The organism is Streptomyces sp. NPDC006529 (assembly GCF_040611795.1).
Classification (GTDB): Bacteria; Actinomycetota; Actinomycetes; order Streptomycetales; family Streptomycetaceae; genus Streptomyces.
Genome location: NZ_JBEXPB010000029.1, coordinates 49,317 through 63,217, shown reverse-complemented (window position 1 = coordinate 63,217; position 13,901 = coordinate 49,317). Strand labels below are relative to the sequence as shown.

The following is a 13,901-nucleotide window of genomic DNA, read 5'->3' as shown; positions in this document are numbered from 1 at the left end:
CCACGGGGGCGGCCGGGTCAGCCGAGAACGGACGTCACCGTTCCGGCGCCGACCGTCCGGCCGCCCTCACGGATCGCGAAGCCGAGGCCCGCCTCCAGCGGCACATCGCGGCCCAGCTCGACGGTCATGGCGACCGTCTCCCCCGGCCGGGCGAGCCCCGCCGCCCCCAGGTCCACGTCCCCGACGACATCGGCGGTGCGGACGTAGAACTGTGGCCGGTATCCGGTGGCCAGTGGCGTCGTCCGGCCGCCCTCCCGGGCGGACAGGACGTACACCTGCGCCGTGAAGCGCCGGCGCGGCTCGACGCTGCCCGGCGCGGCGACCACGTCACCGCGCCGGATCCCCTCGCGGGGCACCCCCCGCAGCAGGATCGCGACGTTGTCCCCGGCCTCGGCGCGGTCCATCGGCTTGCCGAAGGTCTCCAGGCCGGTGACCACCGTCTCCACGTCCTCGCCCGCCGCGCCGAGCAGCACGACGCGGTCGCCCATGCGGACGGTCCCGCGCTCGACGGCGCCCGTGACGACCGTGCCGCGACCGGTGATGGTCAGGACGTTCTCCACCGGCAGCAGGAACGGCGCGTCCGTGTAGCGCACCGGCATCGGTACGTACGTGTCCACCGCGTCCAGCAGCGCCAGGACCGCCCCGGTCCAGCGCGGGTCGCCCTCCAGCGCCCCGAGCCCGGAGACCCGGACCACCGGGGCGTCGTCGCCCCCGTACCCGTGGGCGCTGAGCAGCTCGCGCACCTCCAGCTCGACCAGGTCGGTCAGCTCGGGGTCCCCGGCGTCGGCCTTGTTGAGGGCGACGACGATGTGGTCGACGCCGACCTGGCGGGCCAGCAGCACGTGCTCGGCGGTCTGCGGCATCACCCCGTCGAGCGCGGACACGACGAGGATGGCCCCGTCGAGCTGCGCCGCGCCGGTGACCATGTTCTTCACGTAGTCGGCGTGACCGGGCATGTCGACGTGGGCGTAGTGGCGGGTGTCCGTCTCGTACTCCACGTGCGAGAGGTTGATGGTGATCCCGCGCCGCGCCTCCTCCGGCGCCCGGTCGATCCGGTCGAAGGGCACGTAGGAGGCACCGCCGCGCTCGGCGAGCACCTTGGTGATGGCGGCGGTGAGGGTGGTCTTGCCGTGGTCGACGTGACCCATGGTGCCGATGTTGAGGTGCGGCTTGGTCCGCTCGAAGGCCGTCTTGGCCATGACTGTGGTTCGCTTTCCCGTTGTTCCGGTGACCGGAAGACTGCACGGGACCCCTGGATCCTGCCGACCCTCCCCCTGCGGGGTCCGCCGGACGATCCGGGAAGGGTCAGCTTCGGGCGCCGCCGAGGGGCGCCGGGTGTGCGGGTGCGATGTCCGCGGCGGCAGCCTTCGGCGCGTCCGCGACTGCGGACGGCGCTGCGGGGAAGGGGTGCCGGAACATGGACCGATCTTGGCCCGGCGATGCCCGCCGCGTCGAACGAATTACCGGTGGCGGGCGATCCGGCTCACGGCGCCCCTGCACGGCGGTCGGTTAGTCTCGGCGGATGTCCCCCCTCCTTCCGGCGCCGTGGCTGCGGCTGGCCCTGCTCGTGGTGCTGCTGGTGGCGGCCGGGGTGTGCGTGCTGCTGTACGAGCCGCAGCGGCTGCTCGCGCGGAGCTGGACCGGCGCGTTCCCGCCGGGCACGGCGGTGCCGCTGTTCGCGGTGGCGTACGGGCTGTGCACCGCGGCGTTCGTGCCGCGCCCGCTGCTGAACCTGGGCGCGGGGGCGGTCTTCGGCGCCCAGTTCGGTCTCCTGGCGGCCGTCGGCGGTACGGTGCTCGGCGCCGCCGTGGCGTTCGGGCTGGGCCGGGCCCTGGGGCAGCGGGCGCTGCGGCCGCTGCTGCGCGGGCGGTGGGTGCTGGCGGCGGACGCGCAGCTGAGCCGGCACGGGTTCCGGTCGGTGCTGGCGGTGCGGATCTTCCCCGGGGTGCCGTTCGCGGCCGCCAACTACCTCGCCGCGGTCTCGCGGTGCGGCTGGATCCCGTTCCTGCTCGCGACGGCGCTCGGCACCGTCCCGAATACGGCGGCCTACGTGCTCGCCGGCGCCAGCGCCTCCTCGCCGACCTCGCCCGCCTTCCTCGCCTCGTTCGGTTTCATCACCGTCTCCGGAGTGCTCGCGGCGGCCGTCGCCTGGCGCAGGCGGCACCGGCTCGGGGTGCCCGCGGGGAGCGCGGCGGCGCCGCAGGCGACCCCAGTGGTCAGCGGTGTCACTCGTACGCCCTAGCATCGGACGCGAACTTCCCGACGATCACAAGGACGAGCGCACCCCGACATGAGCTGGTTCGAATCCCTAATCCTCGGTCTCGTCCAGGGGCTTACGGAGTTCCTCCCGATCTCCTCCAGCGCCCACCTGCGGCTGACCGCGGCGTTCGCCGGCTGGCACGATCCCGGAGCGGCCTTCACCGCCATCACCCAGATCGGCACCGAGACCGCGGTGCTGATCTACTTCCGCAAGGACATCGCGCGGATCGTCTCCGCCTGGTTCCGCTCCCTGACGAACAAGGCGATGCGCTCGGACCACGACGCCCAGATGGGCTGGCTGGTCATCGTGGGCTCGATCCCGATCGGTGTCCTCGGCATCACGCTCAAGGACCAGATCGAGGGCCCGTTCCGTGATCTGCGGCTGATCGCCACCACCCTGATCGTGATGGGCGTCGTCCTCGGCTACGCGGACTGGCTGGCCTCGCGCGACGAGAAGGGCGGCCGGCACCGGGTGGTCAAGGAGCGCAAGTCGCTCCGGGAGCTGGGCGTCAGGGACGGCCTCATCTTCGGCGTCGCCCAGGCGATGGCGCTGATCCCGGGCGTCTCCCGCTCGGGTGCGACGATCTCCGGCGGCCTGCTGATGGGCTACACCCGCGAGGCGGCGGCCCGTTACTCCTTCCTCCTCGCCATCCCGGCCGTGCTGGCCTCGGGCGGCATGGAGTTGAAGGACCTCGGCGAGGGGCACGTCTCCTGGGGGCCGACGATCTTCGCGACGGTCATCGCCTTCGTGGTCGGCTACGTGGTGATCGCGTGGTTCATGAAGTTCATCACCACGAAGAGTTTCATGCCCTTCGTGATCTACCGGATCCTGCTGGGCATCGTGCTGTTCGTGCTGATCGGCATGGGTGTGCTGAGCCCCCACGCGGGTGAGTCCGCGGGCTGACGGCGCCGCCACCCGATCGCGGGGGCCGTCCGGGAACGTTCCCGGACGGCCCCCGCGTCGTTGTGCCTGGAAGAACGGCAGCACGGCGAGAACAGTGACACAGCAGGGGGTGCAGTCCCATGAGGCGAACGGTGCGCGTGGTTCTGGAGCGGTTTCCGGCCGGAAGTCCGCGGGGAAGCTGGCCGGCCGAGGAGTACGCCGCCCAGCGCAAGCGCGAGGGCGTCCCGGCCGAGGTGGTGATGGACCTCGACAGCGACGCGTTCCTGGTCGTGGTCAAGCAGCGGGAGGCGCGTTCCGGCCGGTGACCGGCGCCGGGCGGCCCCGCGCGAAGATCCGGTCGCCGCACGCCCCTTGGACTCGCGGGTCCGCTGACCCACACTGACCCGATGACGCAGCGTGTGGAACTCGCGACGGTGATGGACCGGCTGGCGATCGATGCCGTGGTGACCGGGTACGCGGTCGCGGTGGACGACGGCGACTGGGCGGCCTACCGGGCCCTGTTCACCGCGGCAGGACGGGCGGACTACACCTCGGCGGGCGGGATCGAGGGCCCGGCCTCCGTGGTCGCCCGGTGGCTGGAGGAGACGATGGCGCTCTTCCCGGTGCGCCAGCACCTCATCGTCAACCGGCGGATCGACCTGGAGACGCTGGACGGTTCGGCCGGCGACCGGGCCGAGGTGAAGGCGGATTTCGTGAATCCGATGCGGCTCGCCGGGGAAGGCTCCGACGCGAGCATCACCGCGCCGAACTTCGTGGCCGCCGGACGCTACACCTTCGTCCTGGCGCGCACCCGCGAGGGATGGCGCCTGACCGGGGTCACCGTGCACGAGAAGTGGCGCCACCTGTCCGCCTGAGACACTGGAAGCGGAGGCGCCCATGCTGACCGCCATGCTGACCGACCGGCCCGGCTGGTGGCGTGCTGCGGCGGCCGTACCGGCCGGGGCGCTGCCCGCGCTCGCCTTCCCCGCGCCCGCGCTGTGGTGGTTCGCGTACATCGCCCTCGTGCCCTGGATGCTGCTGCTGCGCACGGCGGCCGGCGGGCGCCGGGCGGCCCTGGAGGGGTGGCTCGGCGGCGCGGGCTTCATCCTGGCGGTCCATCACTGGCTGCTGCCCAGCCTGCACCTGTTCCTCTTTCCGCTGGCCGCGCTGCTGGGGGCGCTGTGGGCGCCCTGGGGGCTGCTGGTGCGGCGGCTGCTCGGCGGGGCCGTCGGCCCCGGTCGGGCGGGCGCCGCGCTGGTGCTCGTACCGGCGGGCTGGCTGCTGTCCGAACTCGTCCGGTCGTGGCAGGGGCTGGGCGGGCCGTGGGGGCTGCTGGGGGCCAGTCAGTGGCAGGTGCCGCCCGCGCTGCGGCTCGCGTCGGTGGGCGGGGTGTGGCTGCTGAGCCTGCTGATCGTCGCGGTGAACTGCGCGCTGGCGCTGCTGGTCGCGGCGCCCTCCGGGCGGATCCCGGCGGCGGCCGGGGTGACCGGCTGCGCGGTGCTCACCGGCGCGGTGTGGCTGTGGCTGCCGGGGCCCGCGCCCTCGGGGGAACTGCGGGTGGCCGTCGTACAAGTCGGCCCGCGGGCGATCACGGAGAGCGCCGAGCAGCGCTTCGCCACCGGTGAGCGGCTCACCCGGCGCCTCGCCGGCCGGCGGCTGGACCTGGTGGTGTGGGGCGAGAGCAGCGTGGGCTCCGATCTGGCGGCGCGGCCGGACCTGGCCCGGCGGCTCGCGGACCTGTCGGCCGCGGTGGGCGCCCCGCTGCTGGTCAACGTGGACGCCCGGCGGACGGCCGCGCAGACCGGGGGCGCGCCCGGCATCTACAAGAGCGCGGTGCTGGTGGGCCCTGGGGGACCGACGGGCGACCGGTACGACAAGATGCGGCTGGTCCCCTTCGGCGAGTACATACCGGCGCGGTCCCTGCTCGGCTGGGTCACCTCGGCGGGCAAGGCGGCCGCAGAGGACCGGCGTCCGGGCACCGCGCCGGTGGTGATGGACCTGCCCGCCGCGGCGGGCGGTACTGCGTTGCGGATCGGGCCACTGGTCTGCTTCGAGTCGGCGTTCCCCGACATGAGCCGGCACCTGACCCGGGAGGGCGCGGCCCTGCTGGTCGACCAGTCCTCCACGGCCACCTTCCAGGACGGCTGGGCTCCTGCGCAGCACGCCTCCCTGGGGGCGCTGCGCGCCGCCGAGAACGGGCGCCCGGTGGTGCACGCCACCCTCACCGGCATCAGCGCGGTGCACGGCCCCTCGGGCGAGCCGGTCGGGGAGCCGCTGCCCGGCTCGGCCTCGGCGGCCCGGGTGTACGGGGTCCCCCGCGCCACGGGCACCACCTTCTACGTCCGCTTCGGCGACTGGCCGGTGTCCGCCGCCCTGGGCGCGCTCGCGCTGTTCTGCGCGGCCGAGGGCGTGCGCGGGCTGCGCGGCGGCCCGCTCAGGAGGCCTGCCGCAGAGCCGACCGGACCACCTGCTCGCACAGCTCGTGGGTGAGCAGCGCGTCACGGGCGCTGAGCGTGCTGCCCGAGGCGACGGCCTCCAGGAAGGCGTCCACGACCTGTTCGATGCCGCGCTGGCGGGCGACCGGCACCCAGTCCCCGCGCCGCCGGACGGTGGGCTGGCCCTTGTGGTCGATGACCTCGGCCAGGTTGACCACCTGGCGCTTGGTGTCCTGGCCGGAGACCTCCAGGATCTCCTCGGTGGAGCCGGAGAGCCGGTTCATGATGCCGAGCGCGGTGAAACCGGCCCCGGAGAGCTGGAGCACCACCTGGTGCATGAGCCCTTCCCGCACGACGGCCCGTACGTCGACGTGCTCGGCTTCGCCGGGCTGCAGGAAGCGCAGGGTGTCCACGACGTGGATGAAGTCGTCGAGGACCAGGGTCCGGGGGTCCTCGGGCAGCCCGACCCGGTTCTTCTGCATGACGATGAGTTCGCGCGGGTGGTCGGCGCACTGCGCGTAGCCCGGCGCGTAACGGCGGTTGAAGCCGACGGCCAGCGACACCCCGCGCTCCTCGGCCAGTTCGACCAGGCGCCGGGACGCGGCCAGCTCGTAGGCGAGGGGCTTGTCGACGTACGTCGCCACCCCCGCCTCCAGCAACCGCGTGACGATCTCCGGGTGGACGTCGGTCGGCGCGTGCACGAAGGCGGCGTCGAGGCCCTGGGCCAGCAGCTCGTCGAGGCCGGTGTGGCGGCGCTCCGCGGGGACGTGGTGCAGGGCGCCGATCCGGTCGAGGGTGGCGGGGGTGCGGGTCTGCAGGTGGAGTTCGACCTCCGGACGCGCGGTGAGGACCGGCAGGTAGGCCTTCTGGGCGATGTCACCGAGTCCGATGCACGCGACCTTCAAGGGAGCCTCCTCGTTCGTTGCCGTCGTCGTTCCCCGTCGTACTGCTGGCAGCTTAATGCCTGGTGGGAGGGGCCCCCTTCGTCCACTATCGGATCATGAGCACTCCTGTGACCGACCGCCCCGAACCGTCCACCACCGCCAACGAGCGCGAGATGCTGGACGGATGGCTCGACTTCCACCGGGCCACCCTCGCCTGGAAGTGCGAGGGCCTGACCGACGAACAGCTGCGGCGCACGCCCCTGGCGCCCTCCGAACTGAGCCTGCTGGGGCTCGTACGGCACATGTCCGAGGTGGAGCGGTACTGGTTCCGGGAGATCACCCTGGGCGAGGACCTGGAGGACCTGTACTGCACGGAGGAGGACCCGGACGCCGAGTTCCACCTCTCGGAGCAGGACACCTGGGAGGAGGCCGAGCAGATCTGGCGCGAGGAGATCGAGCCGCGCGGCAGGCTTCGGCCGGGCGCTCGCTGGACGAGGTGTCGATCGGGCGCAGCAGCCGCAGCGGCGAGCAGTTCAACCTGCGCTGGGTCTACACCCACATGATCGAGGAGTACGCGCGCCACAACGGGCACGCCGACCTGCTGCGCGAGCACATCGACGGGGCGACGGGCGAATAGCGCGCCGGTGCACGGCCCGTCGGCGGGTCCCGGGTGCGGCAACGGGCGCCCGGCAACCGGCAACCGGCCAGTGGCCGTCACCCGTGCGGGGTGAATATCGCCCGCGGGTTTTCGCAACCGGGTGTTCGCACAGCAGAGTTGCGCGGGTGCATCCAACCCGAACCACGACGAAACTGCTGCTCGGAGTCGCCTGTGCGGTCTCGGCCGTCTCCGGCTGCGTGAGTGTGAACCCTCATGCGCCGCTGCCCGCGGGGGCCGCGTCCGCCGAGCCGCCGCCGCCCCAGCAGCAGCACGACCCGCACGGCGGCCCCGGTGCGGCGCCGGTGACGGTGACGGCCCCGGCCCTGGAGGCGCTGAAGGCCGTACCCGCGGAGCGCGGGAAGCCGCAGGGCGCCGCGGGAGGCGCCGCGCAGCGCGGCGCGGCGGCCGGGGCGGACCGGCAGCGGTCGGCGCCCGGCGAGGCGGCGCCGCCGGTGCCGGAGATCCCGGAGCCGCCCCGGCTGCCGTCCGGGCCGGTCGTACGCCACCACGGGCACGGCCACGGGGATGCGGCGCGGGGGCCGCAGGCGGAGCTGGAGCGGCAGCTGTCGCCGGCCTTGCCGGTGCGGCCGGCCGATGTGTGCGCGCTGGGCCGCAGGCACGGCCACTGGCGGCCGGACAGCCCGGAGGCCAGGATCTGCGCGGGCGTGCACGGCGGCTGACCCGCCGGCGGCGCGAGCGCTACGGGCTCTCCTGCTGGCCGGGGAAGGGCGCGGGGCGGCTCCCCCGGTCCGGTCCCGCCCCGAGCCGCAGTTCGAGCCGCGAGAGGGCCGCCCGTACGCCGTCCCCGTACCCGTCGTCGGAGAGCGCGCCGGCCGCCGCCCGGGCCCGGGCCAGGTGGATCCGGGCCGCGTCGGGGCGGCGCAGCTTGACGTAGTCGGCGGCGAGGTTCAGGTGCAGGGACGGGTAGAAGACGCGCACGGCCGCGTGCGGCTGGGGCAGCGGCAGGGTGATGTGCTCCTGCCGCAGCCCGTCGGCCGCTTGCAGCGCCCGCAGGTCCCAGGCGAGTTCCTCGGCCGGGTCGTCCTGGGCGTCGGCCATGTAGTGCGCGAGGGTGCAGCGGTGCAGGGCCTCGCCGTTCTCGCCGATCTCGGTCCAGATGTCCCCGAGGCGGTTGCGCGCCTCTTCCCGGTCCCCGGCGTGCAGCAGGATGACCGCCTGTCCGATCCTGGTCATGACGGCGTCCTGCGACGCCTCCCGCTGCTGCTCGGTCAATGCGGCCTCCGGCTTTCTGGTCGGACGCACTGCGGTCCGATCACCCTGACGCTAGCCGGAGCCGCCCGCATTGCCGACGAGGCGCGGTCGGAGGTCAGCCCAGGTCCGGGATCCGCCAGTCGATCGGCTCATGGCCCTGGGCGGCGACGGCCTCGTTGATCTGCGTGAAGGGCCGGGAGCCGAAGAACTTCTTGGCCGAGAGCGGCGAGGGGTGGGCGCCCTTGACGACCACGTGGCGCTCCTCGTCGATCAGCGGGAGCTTCTTCTGCGCGTACGCCCCCCACAGGACGAAGACGGCCGGGTCCGGGCGGGCGGCGACCGCGCGGATCACGGCGTCCGTGAACTTCTCCCAGCCCTTGCCCTTGTGGGAGTTGGGCTCGGCCTCGCGGACGGTGAGCACCGCGTTGAGCAGCAGGACGCCCTGCTCGGCCCACGGCATCAGGTAGCCGTTGTCCGGGACGGGCAGGCCCAGCTCCTCCTTCATCTCCTTGTAGATGTTGCGCAGGGAGGGCGGGGTGCGGACCCCGGGCCGCACCGAGAAGCACAGCCCGTGGCCCTGGCCGGCGCCGTGGTAGGGGTCCTGGCCGAGGACCAGCACCTTGACCCGGTCGAACGGCGTGGCCTCCAGTGCCGCGAAGACCTGCTCGCGGGGCGGGTAGACCGGTCCACCGGCCCGTTCCTTCTCCACGAACTCCAGGAGCTCGTGGAAGTAGGGCTTCTCCAGTTCCTCACCGAGGACGGGCAGCCAGGATTCGGGCAGCAGCTGGGTCACGTCGACAACCTCCGGTACGCGTTCGTGCAACTGCTCCAGAACCTACCGGCACCCACTGACAACGGACCCGGCCGCCCCGTTCCCCGGCTACCAGCTGGTCTTGCGGTACAGCTCCCACATCTGCATGGCCGTCTGCGGGTCCAGGGAACGCTCCCCGCCCGCGATGTCGTCGCGCGCGGCGACGTACAGCTTGCCCTGCCACAGGGGCAGCAGCCGGACGTCCTCGGAGAAGATCTGCTGCGCCCGCTCGAACTCGCGCGTGACGGCCGAGCGGTCGCTCTCGCGGCGGGACTTGGGCAGCAGGTCGGTGAGGATCTCGGGGTTCTCGTAGGGGGTGCCGACCGCGTTCTCCTTGCCGACGAACGGCGCGATGAAGTTGTCGGGGTCCGGGAAGTCGGGGAACCAGCCGCGCCCGAAGACCGGGTACTCGCCGTTCTTGTAGCCCTCCTGGTAGGGCTTCCAGGGCTTGTTCCGCAGGGTGATCCTGAACAGGCCGCTCGCGTCCAGCTGGCGCTTCAGCTCCTCGAACTCCGGCGCGGTGGAGGAGCCGTACCGGTCGGTGGTGTACCAGAAAGTCAGCTCCACCGGGAAGGCGACGTCCGCCTTCTGGAGGATCTTCTTCGCCTTCTCCACGTCCGGCTGGCCGAAGCGGTCGTAGAAGGGCGTCTTGTGGCCCACGACCCCCTTGGGGACCATCGAGTACAGGGGTTCCGCGGTGCCCTGGTAGACCTTCGCGACGAGTGCTCCGCGGTCGACCACCTGGGCCACGGCCTGGCGGACGGCGGGCTTGGCGACCGCCGGGTCCTTGGGGTTGAAGACCAGGTAGCGGATCTCGGCGCCGACGTTGTCGACGACCTGGATGCCCGCCGCGTGCGAGGCGGGGCTCTGCAGGTCCTTGATCTCGGCCGCGGAGAGACCGCGGTAGGTCGCGTCGATCTCCTTGTTCTTGAGGGCCGCGATCATCTTCTGGGAGTCCATGAAGTAGCGGATGGTCACCGCGTTGTTGTGGCGCTGCGCGAAGCCCTGGTAGTTGCCGTAGCTCGCGAGGACCGCCTCGTCGCCCTCCTTGTAGGAGTCGAGCACGTACGGTCCCGAGCCGGTGACCTTGCCGTCCTTGCGGACCTTGTCGGCCGGGTACTCGTTGGGGGCCACGAGCGAGGCGGCGGGCGAGCCGAGCACGAAGGGGAAGGTCGCGTCCGGGGTCTTCAGCTGGAAGACGACCGTCAGCGGGTCCGGGGTCTCGATGCGCTCCAGGCTGCCGAAGAGGTCCTTGGGGCCGACCTTGGAACCGATGGTGCGGATCCGGTCGAGCGAGTGCTTGACGGCCTTGGAGTCGAGGGGCTCGCCGTCCGAGAACTTCAGGCCCTTGCGCAGGGTGCAGCGGTAGGCCTCGTTGGCGGAGTCGGTGAACTCACAGCTCTGCGCGGCGTCCGGCTGCGGTTTGGTACTTCCCGTGGGAAATGCCAGAAGTGTCTGATAAACGTTCCGGTAAAGCTCCCACGAGCCGTCCCAGGCCGCGGCGGGATCGAGGGTGCTGGGCGCGCTCGTCGTACCCACGACGATCTTTTTCGCCTGGTCTGCGCTCGAATCCGATATCACCCCGCAACCGGCGAGCAGGGATATGGACGCAAGGGCCGCAGTGATCTGCAGGCATCTGGTCCGGTTGAACACGTGCACGCTCCTCGATCGGCCAGGGGTGCGGCAGACCCTACCGCAGCGCCCCACGGATCCAAGGAGCAGGTTCCGTGGGGCACTTGACCGGTTCCGTGCATATTCGTTATGCATTTACCACCCGGTCGGCGGCCGATCCGTCCGGTTATCGGTCAGCCGACTCCGGCATTCAGAAAAATTCCTCCGTCGACGACCAGCGTTTGCCCGGTAATCCATTCCGCTTGCGCGGAAGTGAGGAATGCGGCGGCTCCGCCGATGTCCGAGGGCACCCCGAGCCTGCCGAGCGGATACGCCGCGGCCGCCTCCTGCTCGCGCCCCTCGTAGAGGGCCTGCGCGAACTTGGTCTTGACCACGGCGGGCGCGATGGCGTTGACCCGGACCCCCGGCGCCATCTCGTGGGCGAGCTGGAGGGTGAGGTTGATCATCGCGGCCTTGCTCATCCCGTACGCGCCGATGAACGGCGAGGCGGAGACGCCCGCGATGGAGGCGATGTTCACGATGGCGCCGCCGTGGTCCTTCTGCCAGGCGTGCCAGGTCCGCTGGGCGAAGCCGAGCGCCGAGACCACGTTCGTCTCGAAGACCTTGCGGGCGACCCCGAGGTCGAGGTCCGCGATCGGCCCGAAGACCGGATTGGTCCCCGCGTTGTTCACGAGGAAGTCGACCCGCCCGAAGGCCTCCATCGTCCGCTCGACGGCGACCGCCTGGTGGGCCTCGTCGTGCGCCTTGCCCGCGACCCCGATCACCCGGTCCGCGCCGAGCCGCTCCACCGCCTCCTTGAGGGAGTCCTCGTTGCGGCCGGTGATGCAGACCCGGTCGCCGCGGGCGACCAGGGCCTCCGCGACGCCGTAGCCGATGCCGCGGCTGGCTCCGGTGATCAGCGCCACCTTGCCGCTGTCGATGCCGTTGTACGTCATGACGTACGCCCTGCCTCTCGTCAGTTGAGGGGGCCGCCGGCCACGTACATGACCTGGCCCGAGACGAAGCCCGCGGCCTCGCCGGTGAAGAAGGCGATGGCGTTGGCGATGTCCTCCGGACGGCCGACGCGCTGCACGGGGATCTGGGTGGCGGCGGCGGCCTGGAACTCCTCGAAGCCCATGCCGATGCGGGCGGCGGTCTGCGCGGTCATCTCGGTGACGATGAACCCGGGGGCCACGGCGTTGGCCGTGACGCCGAACTTGCCCAGCTCGAAGGCGAGGGTCTTGGTGAACCCCTGGAGACCCGCCTTGGCGGCCGCGTAGTTGGCCTGGCCGCGGTTGCCGAGGGCGGAGCTGCTGGAGAGGTTCACGATGCGGCCGAACTTCGCCTCCACCATGTACTTCTGGCAGGCGCGGGACATCAGGAACGCGCCGCGCAGGTGCACGTTCATGACCGTGTCCCAGTCGGTGTCGCTCATCTTGAACAGCAGGTTGTCACGGAGCACGCCCGCGTTGTTGACCAGGACGGTCGGCGCGCCGAGGGTGCTCGCGACCCGCTCCACCGCCGCCTCCACCTGGGCGCTGTCCGATACGTCGCAGCCGACCGCGAGGGCCGTGCCGCCCGCCGCGGTGATCGCCTCGACGGTGTCCTTGCAGGAGCCCTCGTCGAGGTCGAGTACGGCGACGGCGCGGCCCTCGGCGGCCAGGCGCAGGGCGGTGGCGGCGCCGATGCCCCGGGCCGCCCCGGTGACGATCGCGACGCGCTGCTCGGTGGTGGACATGCTGGTTCTCCTCGCGCTGGGAATGCCCTGTCGACGGCGCCCCCGAAAAGGTGAGCAACCGCTTAGTAGCTTCGGCTGAAGAGACGCTAGGAGCCCTGGCACCCGGTGTCAACGCCACCGGGCGGCCAGGGCTCGGGGTCGCCCGCGCCCGTGCGCCCCGGGCGGGGCGCGCACCGCGTCAGTGCACGAGGAGCTCCAGCAGCCGGCCCAGCTCCGCCTCCGGGTCGGCCGTCAGTCCGGTGTGCACCGGTCCCGGCTGTACGACGGTGCTGCGCGGGGCGATCAGCCAGCGGAAGCGCCGCCCGGCGTCGTCGCCCGCCGCCTGTCCGGCGGCGGCCCCGCCCGCGCACAGGCCCTCGACCCCGCGCAGGGCCGCCCGCACCCCGGCGACGTCGGCCCCGGGGTCCAGGGCGAGGAGCTTGCCCTCGTCGAGGTGGATGCGCGCGGCGACGTACGCGTGCGCCCGGCAGTAGAGGATCACCCCGGCGTTGAAGCACTCCCCGCGTTCCATCCGCGGCACCACGCGCACCAGCGCGTATTCGAACACGTCCCGCTTGGTCACCGGCTGTCGCTCTTCTTCTTGTGGGGCAGGGGGGTCAGGCGCTCGGCGAGCCAGCCGGGAGGGCCGCTGCGGGCCTTCACCTCGGCCTCCATCGTGATCCGCTCGTGGATCGTGGCGGCGCGCGGCAGCAGCGCGTCCACATAGGCGCGGCGCAGCGCGTCGGTGGAGTCGAAGCCGGGCTCGCCGGCCAGCCACTCGTCCGGGACGTCGGCGGCGACCTCGGTGAGCAGCTCCCGCGTGACCAGCGGCGCCAGTTCGGCGGCGGCCGCGGCGATGTCCGGGCCGACGGGGGCCAGGACGTGGTCGGAGGCGTTGTAGGGCTTCGCCGCGGCGGCCGCGGCGGTGGGCCAGTTGTGGTGCCAGATCATGGTCGCGCCGTGGTCGATGAGCCACAGGTCCCCGTGCCAGACCAGCATGTTGGGGTTGCGCCAGGACCGGTCCACGTTGTTGATCAGGGCGTCGAACCAGACCACCCGGCCCGCCTCGGCCGGATCCACCTGGTAGGCGAGCGGGTCGAACCCGATCGACCCGGGCAGGTAGTCCATCCCGAGGTTGAGCCCGCCGCTGGCCTTGAGCAGCTCCTGGACCTCCTGATCGGGTTCGCCGAGTCCGATCACCGGGTCGAGCTGCATCCGCACCAGCGGCGGCACCCGCAACCCGAGCCGCTGGGCGAGGCGCCCGCAGATGACCTCGGCGACCAAGGTCTTGCGCCCCTGACCGGCACCGGTGAACTTCATGACGTACGTGCCGAGATCGTCGGCCTCGACGATCCCGGGCAGCGAGCCGCCTTCGCGCAAGGGCGTGACGTAACGGGTCGCGATCACTTCTGTGAGCATTTTCCCAGGCTA

At 72.3% G+C, this 13,901-nt stretch carries 15 protein-coding genes and 1 pseudogene; 7 read left to right on the top strand and 9 right to left on the bottom strand.

Annotated elements, in window-relative coordinates:
* Positions 1 to 17: 17 nt before the first annotated feature.
* Positions 18 to 1,199, bottom strand: a complete 1,182-nt coding sequence (gene tuf, locus ABZY31_RS20625) for an elongation factor Tu (protein ID WP_356412410.1) — start codon at positions 1,197 to 1,199, stop codon at positions 18 to 20.
* Between the two features lie 323 nt (positions 1,200 to 1,522).
* Between tuf and ABZY31_RS20620 the strand changes: the two genes are divergently transcribed.
* From ABZY31_RS20620 to lnt, 5 genes are all read left to right on the top strand, one after another.
* Complete coding sequence (locus ABZY31_RS20620; protein ID WP_356412408.1) at positions 1,523 to 2,242, top strand: VTT domain-containing protein; 720 nt, start codon at positions 1,523 to 1,525, stop codon at positions 2,240 to 2,242.
* A gap of 48 nt (positions 2,243 to 2,290) precedes the next feature.
* Positions 2,291 to 3,163: an undecaprenyl-diphosphate phosphatase gene (locus ABZY31_RS20615; protein WP_356412406.1), complete on the top strand. Its 873-nt coding sequence runs from the start codon at positions 2,291 to 2,293 to the stop codon at positions 3,161 to 3,163.
* A gap of 119 nt (positions 3,164 to 3,282) precedes the next feature.
* Complete coding sequence (locus tag ABZY31_RS20610) at positions 3,283 to 3,468, top strand: hypothetical protein (RefSeq protein WP_356412404.1); 186 nt, start codon at positions 3,283 to 3,285, stop codon at positions 3,466 to 3,468.
* Between the two features lie 81 nt (positions 3,469 to 3,549).
* The gene (locus ABZY31_RS20605; RefSeq protein WP_356412402.1) at positions 3,550 to 4,017 is read left to right on the top strand and encodes a nuclear transport factor 2 family protein; all 468 of its coding nucleotides are present in this window, start codon (positions 3,550 to 3,552) and stop codon (positions 4,015 to 4,017) included.
* A 22-nt stretch (positions 4,018 to 4,039) separates the two neighbouring features.
* Positions 4,040 to 5,632, top strand: a complete 1,593-nt coding sequence (gene lnt / locus ABZY31_RS20600; RefSeq protein WP_356412400.1) for an apolipoprotein N-acyltransferase — start codon at positions 4,040 to 4,042, stop codon at positions 5,630 to 5,632.
* Here the strand turns inward: lnt and ABZY31_RS20595 are convergent.
* Entirely contained in the window at positions 5,577 to 6,482 is a 906-nt protein-coding gene (locus tag ABZY31_RS20595; protein ID WP_356412398.1) for a Gfo/Idh/MocA family oxidoreductase, read from the bottom strand. The genes lnt and ABZY31_RS20595 overlap by 56 nt on opposite strands.
* 95 nt (positions 6,483 to 6,577) lie before the next feature.
* Here ABZY31_RS20595 and ABZY31_RS20590 point away from each other — a divergent pair.
* Positions 6,578 to 7,098, top strand: a pseudogene (locus ABZY31_RS20590) (DinB family protein).
* A 146-nt stretch (positions 7,099 to 7,244) separates the two neighbouring features.
* Positions 7,245 to 7,799, top strand: a complete 555-nt coding sequence (locus ABZY31_RS20585; protein WP_356412396.1) for a hypothetical protein — start codon at positions 7,245 to 7,247, stop codon at positions 7,797 to 7,799.
* Positions 7,800 to 7,818: 19 nt separating this feature from the next.
* Here the strand turns inward: ABZY31_RS20585 and ABZY31_RS20580 are convergent, their stop codons facing one another.
* From ABZY31_RS20580 to ABZY31_RS20550, 7 genes are all read right to left on the bottom strand, one after another.
* On the bottom strand, positions 7,819 to 8,352 hold the full coding sequence (locus ABZY31_RS20580; protein ID WP_356412394.1) for a hypothetical protein: 534 nt from the start codon (positions 8,350 to 8,352) through the stop codon (positions 7,819 to 7,821).
* Between the two features lie 94 nt (positions 8,353 to 8,446).
* Positions 8,447 to 9,124: a uracil-DNA glycosylase gene (locus ABZY31_RS20575; protein WP_356412392.1), complete on the bottom strand. Its 678-nt coding sequence runs from the start codon at positions 9,122 to 9,124 to the stop codon at positions 8,447 to 8,449.
* Positions 9,125 to 9,211: 87 nt separating this feature from the next.
* Entirely contained in the window at positions 9,212 to 10,795 is a 1,584-nt protein-coding gene (locus ABZY31_RS20570) for an ABC transporter substrate-binding protein (protein ID WP_356412390.1), read from the bottom strand.
* Positions 10,796 to 10,947: 152 nt separating this feature from the next.
* Positions 10,948 to 11,709: an SDR family oxidoreductase gene (locus ABZY31_RS20565; protein ID WP_356412388.1), complete on the bottom strand. Its 762-nt coding sequence runs from the start codon at positions 11,707 to 11,709 to the stop codon at positions 10,948 to 10,950.
* A 20-nt stretch (positions 11,710 to 11,729) separates the two neighbouring features.
* Positions 11,730 to 12,491: a 3-oxoacyl-ACP reductase FabG gene (gene fabG / locus ABZY31_RS20560; RefSeq protein WP_356412386.1), complete on the bottom strand. Its 762-nt coding sequence runs from the start codon at positions 12,489 to 12,491 to the stop codon at positions 11,730 to 11,732.
* A gap of 178 nt (positions 12,492 to 12,669) precedes the next feature.
* Complete coding sequence (locus ABZY31_RS20555) at positions 12,670 to 13,053, bottom strand: DUF3037 domain-containing protein (RefSeq protein ID WP_356412384.1); 384 nt, start codon at positions 13,051 to 13,053, stop codon at positions 12,670 to 12,672.
* Entirely contained in the window at positions 13,050 to 13,889 is an 840-nt protein-coding gene (locus tag ABZY31_RS20550; RefSeq protein WP_356412382.1) for a HipA family kinase, read from the bottom strand. Before ABZY31_RS20550 ends, ABZY31_RS20555 begins: the two co-directional genes overlap by 4 nt.
* Positions 13,890 to 13,901 lie beyond the last annotated feature (12 nt).

What these genes read in the sequence shown, in the direction of transcription:
- tuf (WP_356412410.1), bottom strand. Translation starts at nt 1,199, where the DNA reads ATGGCCAAGACGGCCTTCGAGCGGACCAAGCCGCACCTCAACATCGGC.
- ABZY31_RS20620 (WP_356412408.1), top strand. Translation starts at nt 1,523, where the DNA reads ATGTCCCCCCTCCTTCCGGCGCCGTGGCTGCGGCTGGCCCTGCTCGTG.
- ABZY31_RS20615 (WP_356412406.1), top strand. Translation starts at nt 2,291, where the DNA reads ATGAGCTGGTTCGAATCCCTAATCCTCGGTCTCGTCCAGGGGCTTACG.
- ABZY31_RS20610 (WP_356412404.1), top strand. Translation starts at nt 3,283, where the DNA reads ATGAGGCGAACGGTGCGCGTGGTTCTGGAGCGGTTTCCGGCCGGAAGT.
- ABZY31_RS20605 (WP_356412402.1), top strand. Translation starts at nt 3,550, where the DNA reads ATGACGCAGCGTGTGGAACTCGCGACGGTGATGGACCGGCTGGCGATC.
- lnt (WP_356412400.1), top strand. Translation starts at nt 4,040, where the DNA reads ATGCTGACCGCCATGCTGACCGACCGGCCCGGCTGGTGGCGTGCTGCG.
- ABZY31_RS20565 (WP_356412388.1), bottom strand. Translation starts at nt 11,709, where the DNA reads ATGACGTACAACGGCATCGACAGCGGCAAGGTGGCGCTGATCACCGGA.
- fabG (WP_356412386.1), bottom strand. Translation starts at nt 12,491, where the DNA reads ATGTCCACCACCGAGCAGCGCGTCGCGATCGTCACCGGGGCGGCCCGG.
- ABZY31_RS20550 (WP_356412382.1), bottom strand. Translation starts at nt 13,889, where the DNA reads ATGCTCACAGAAGTGATCGCGACCCGTTACGTCACGCCCTTGCGCGAA.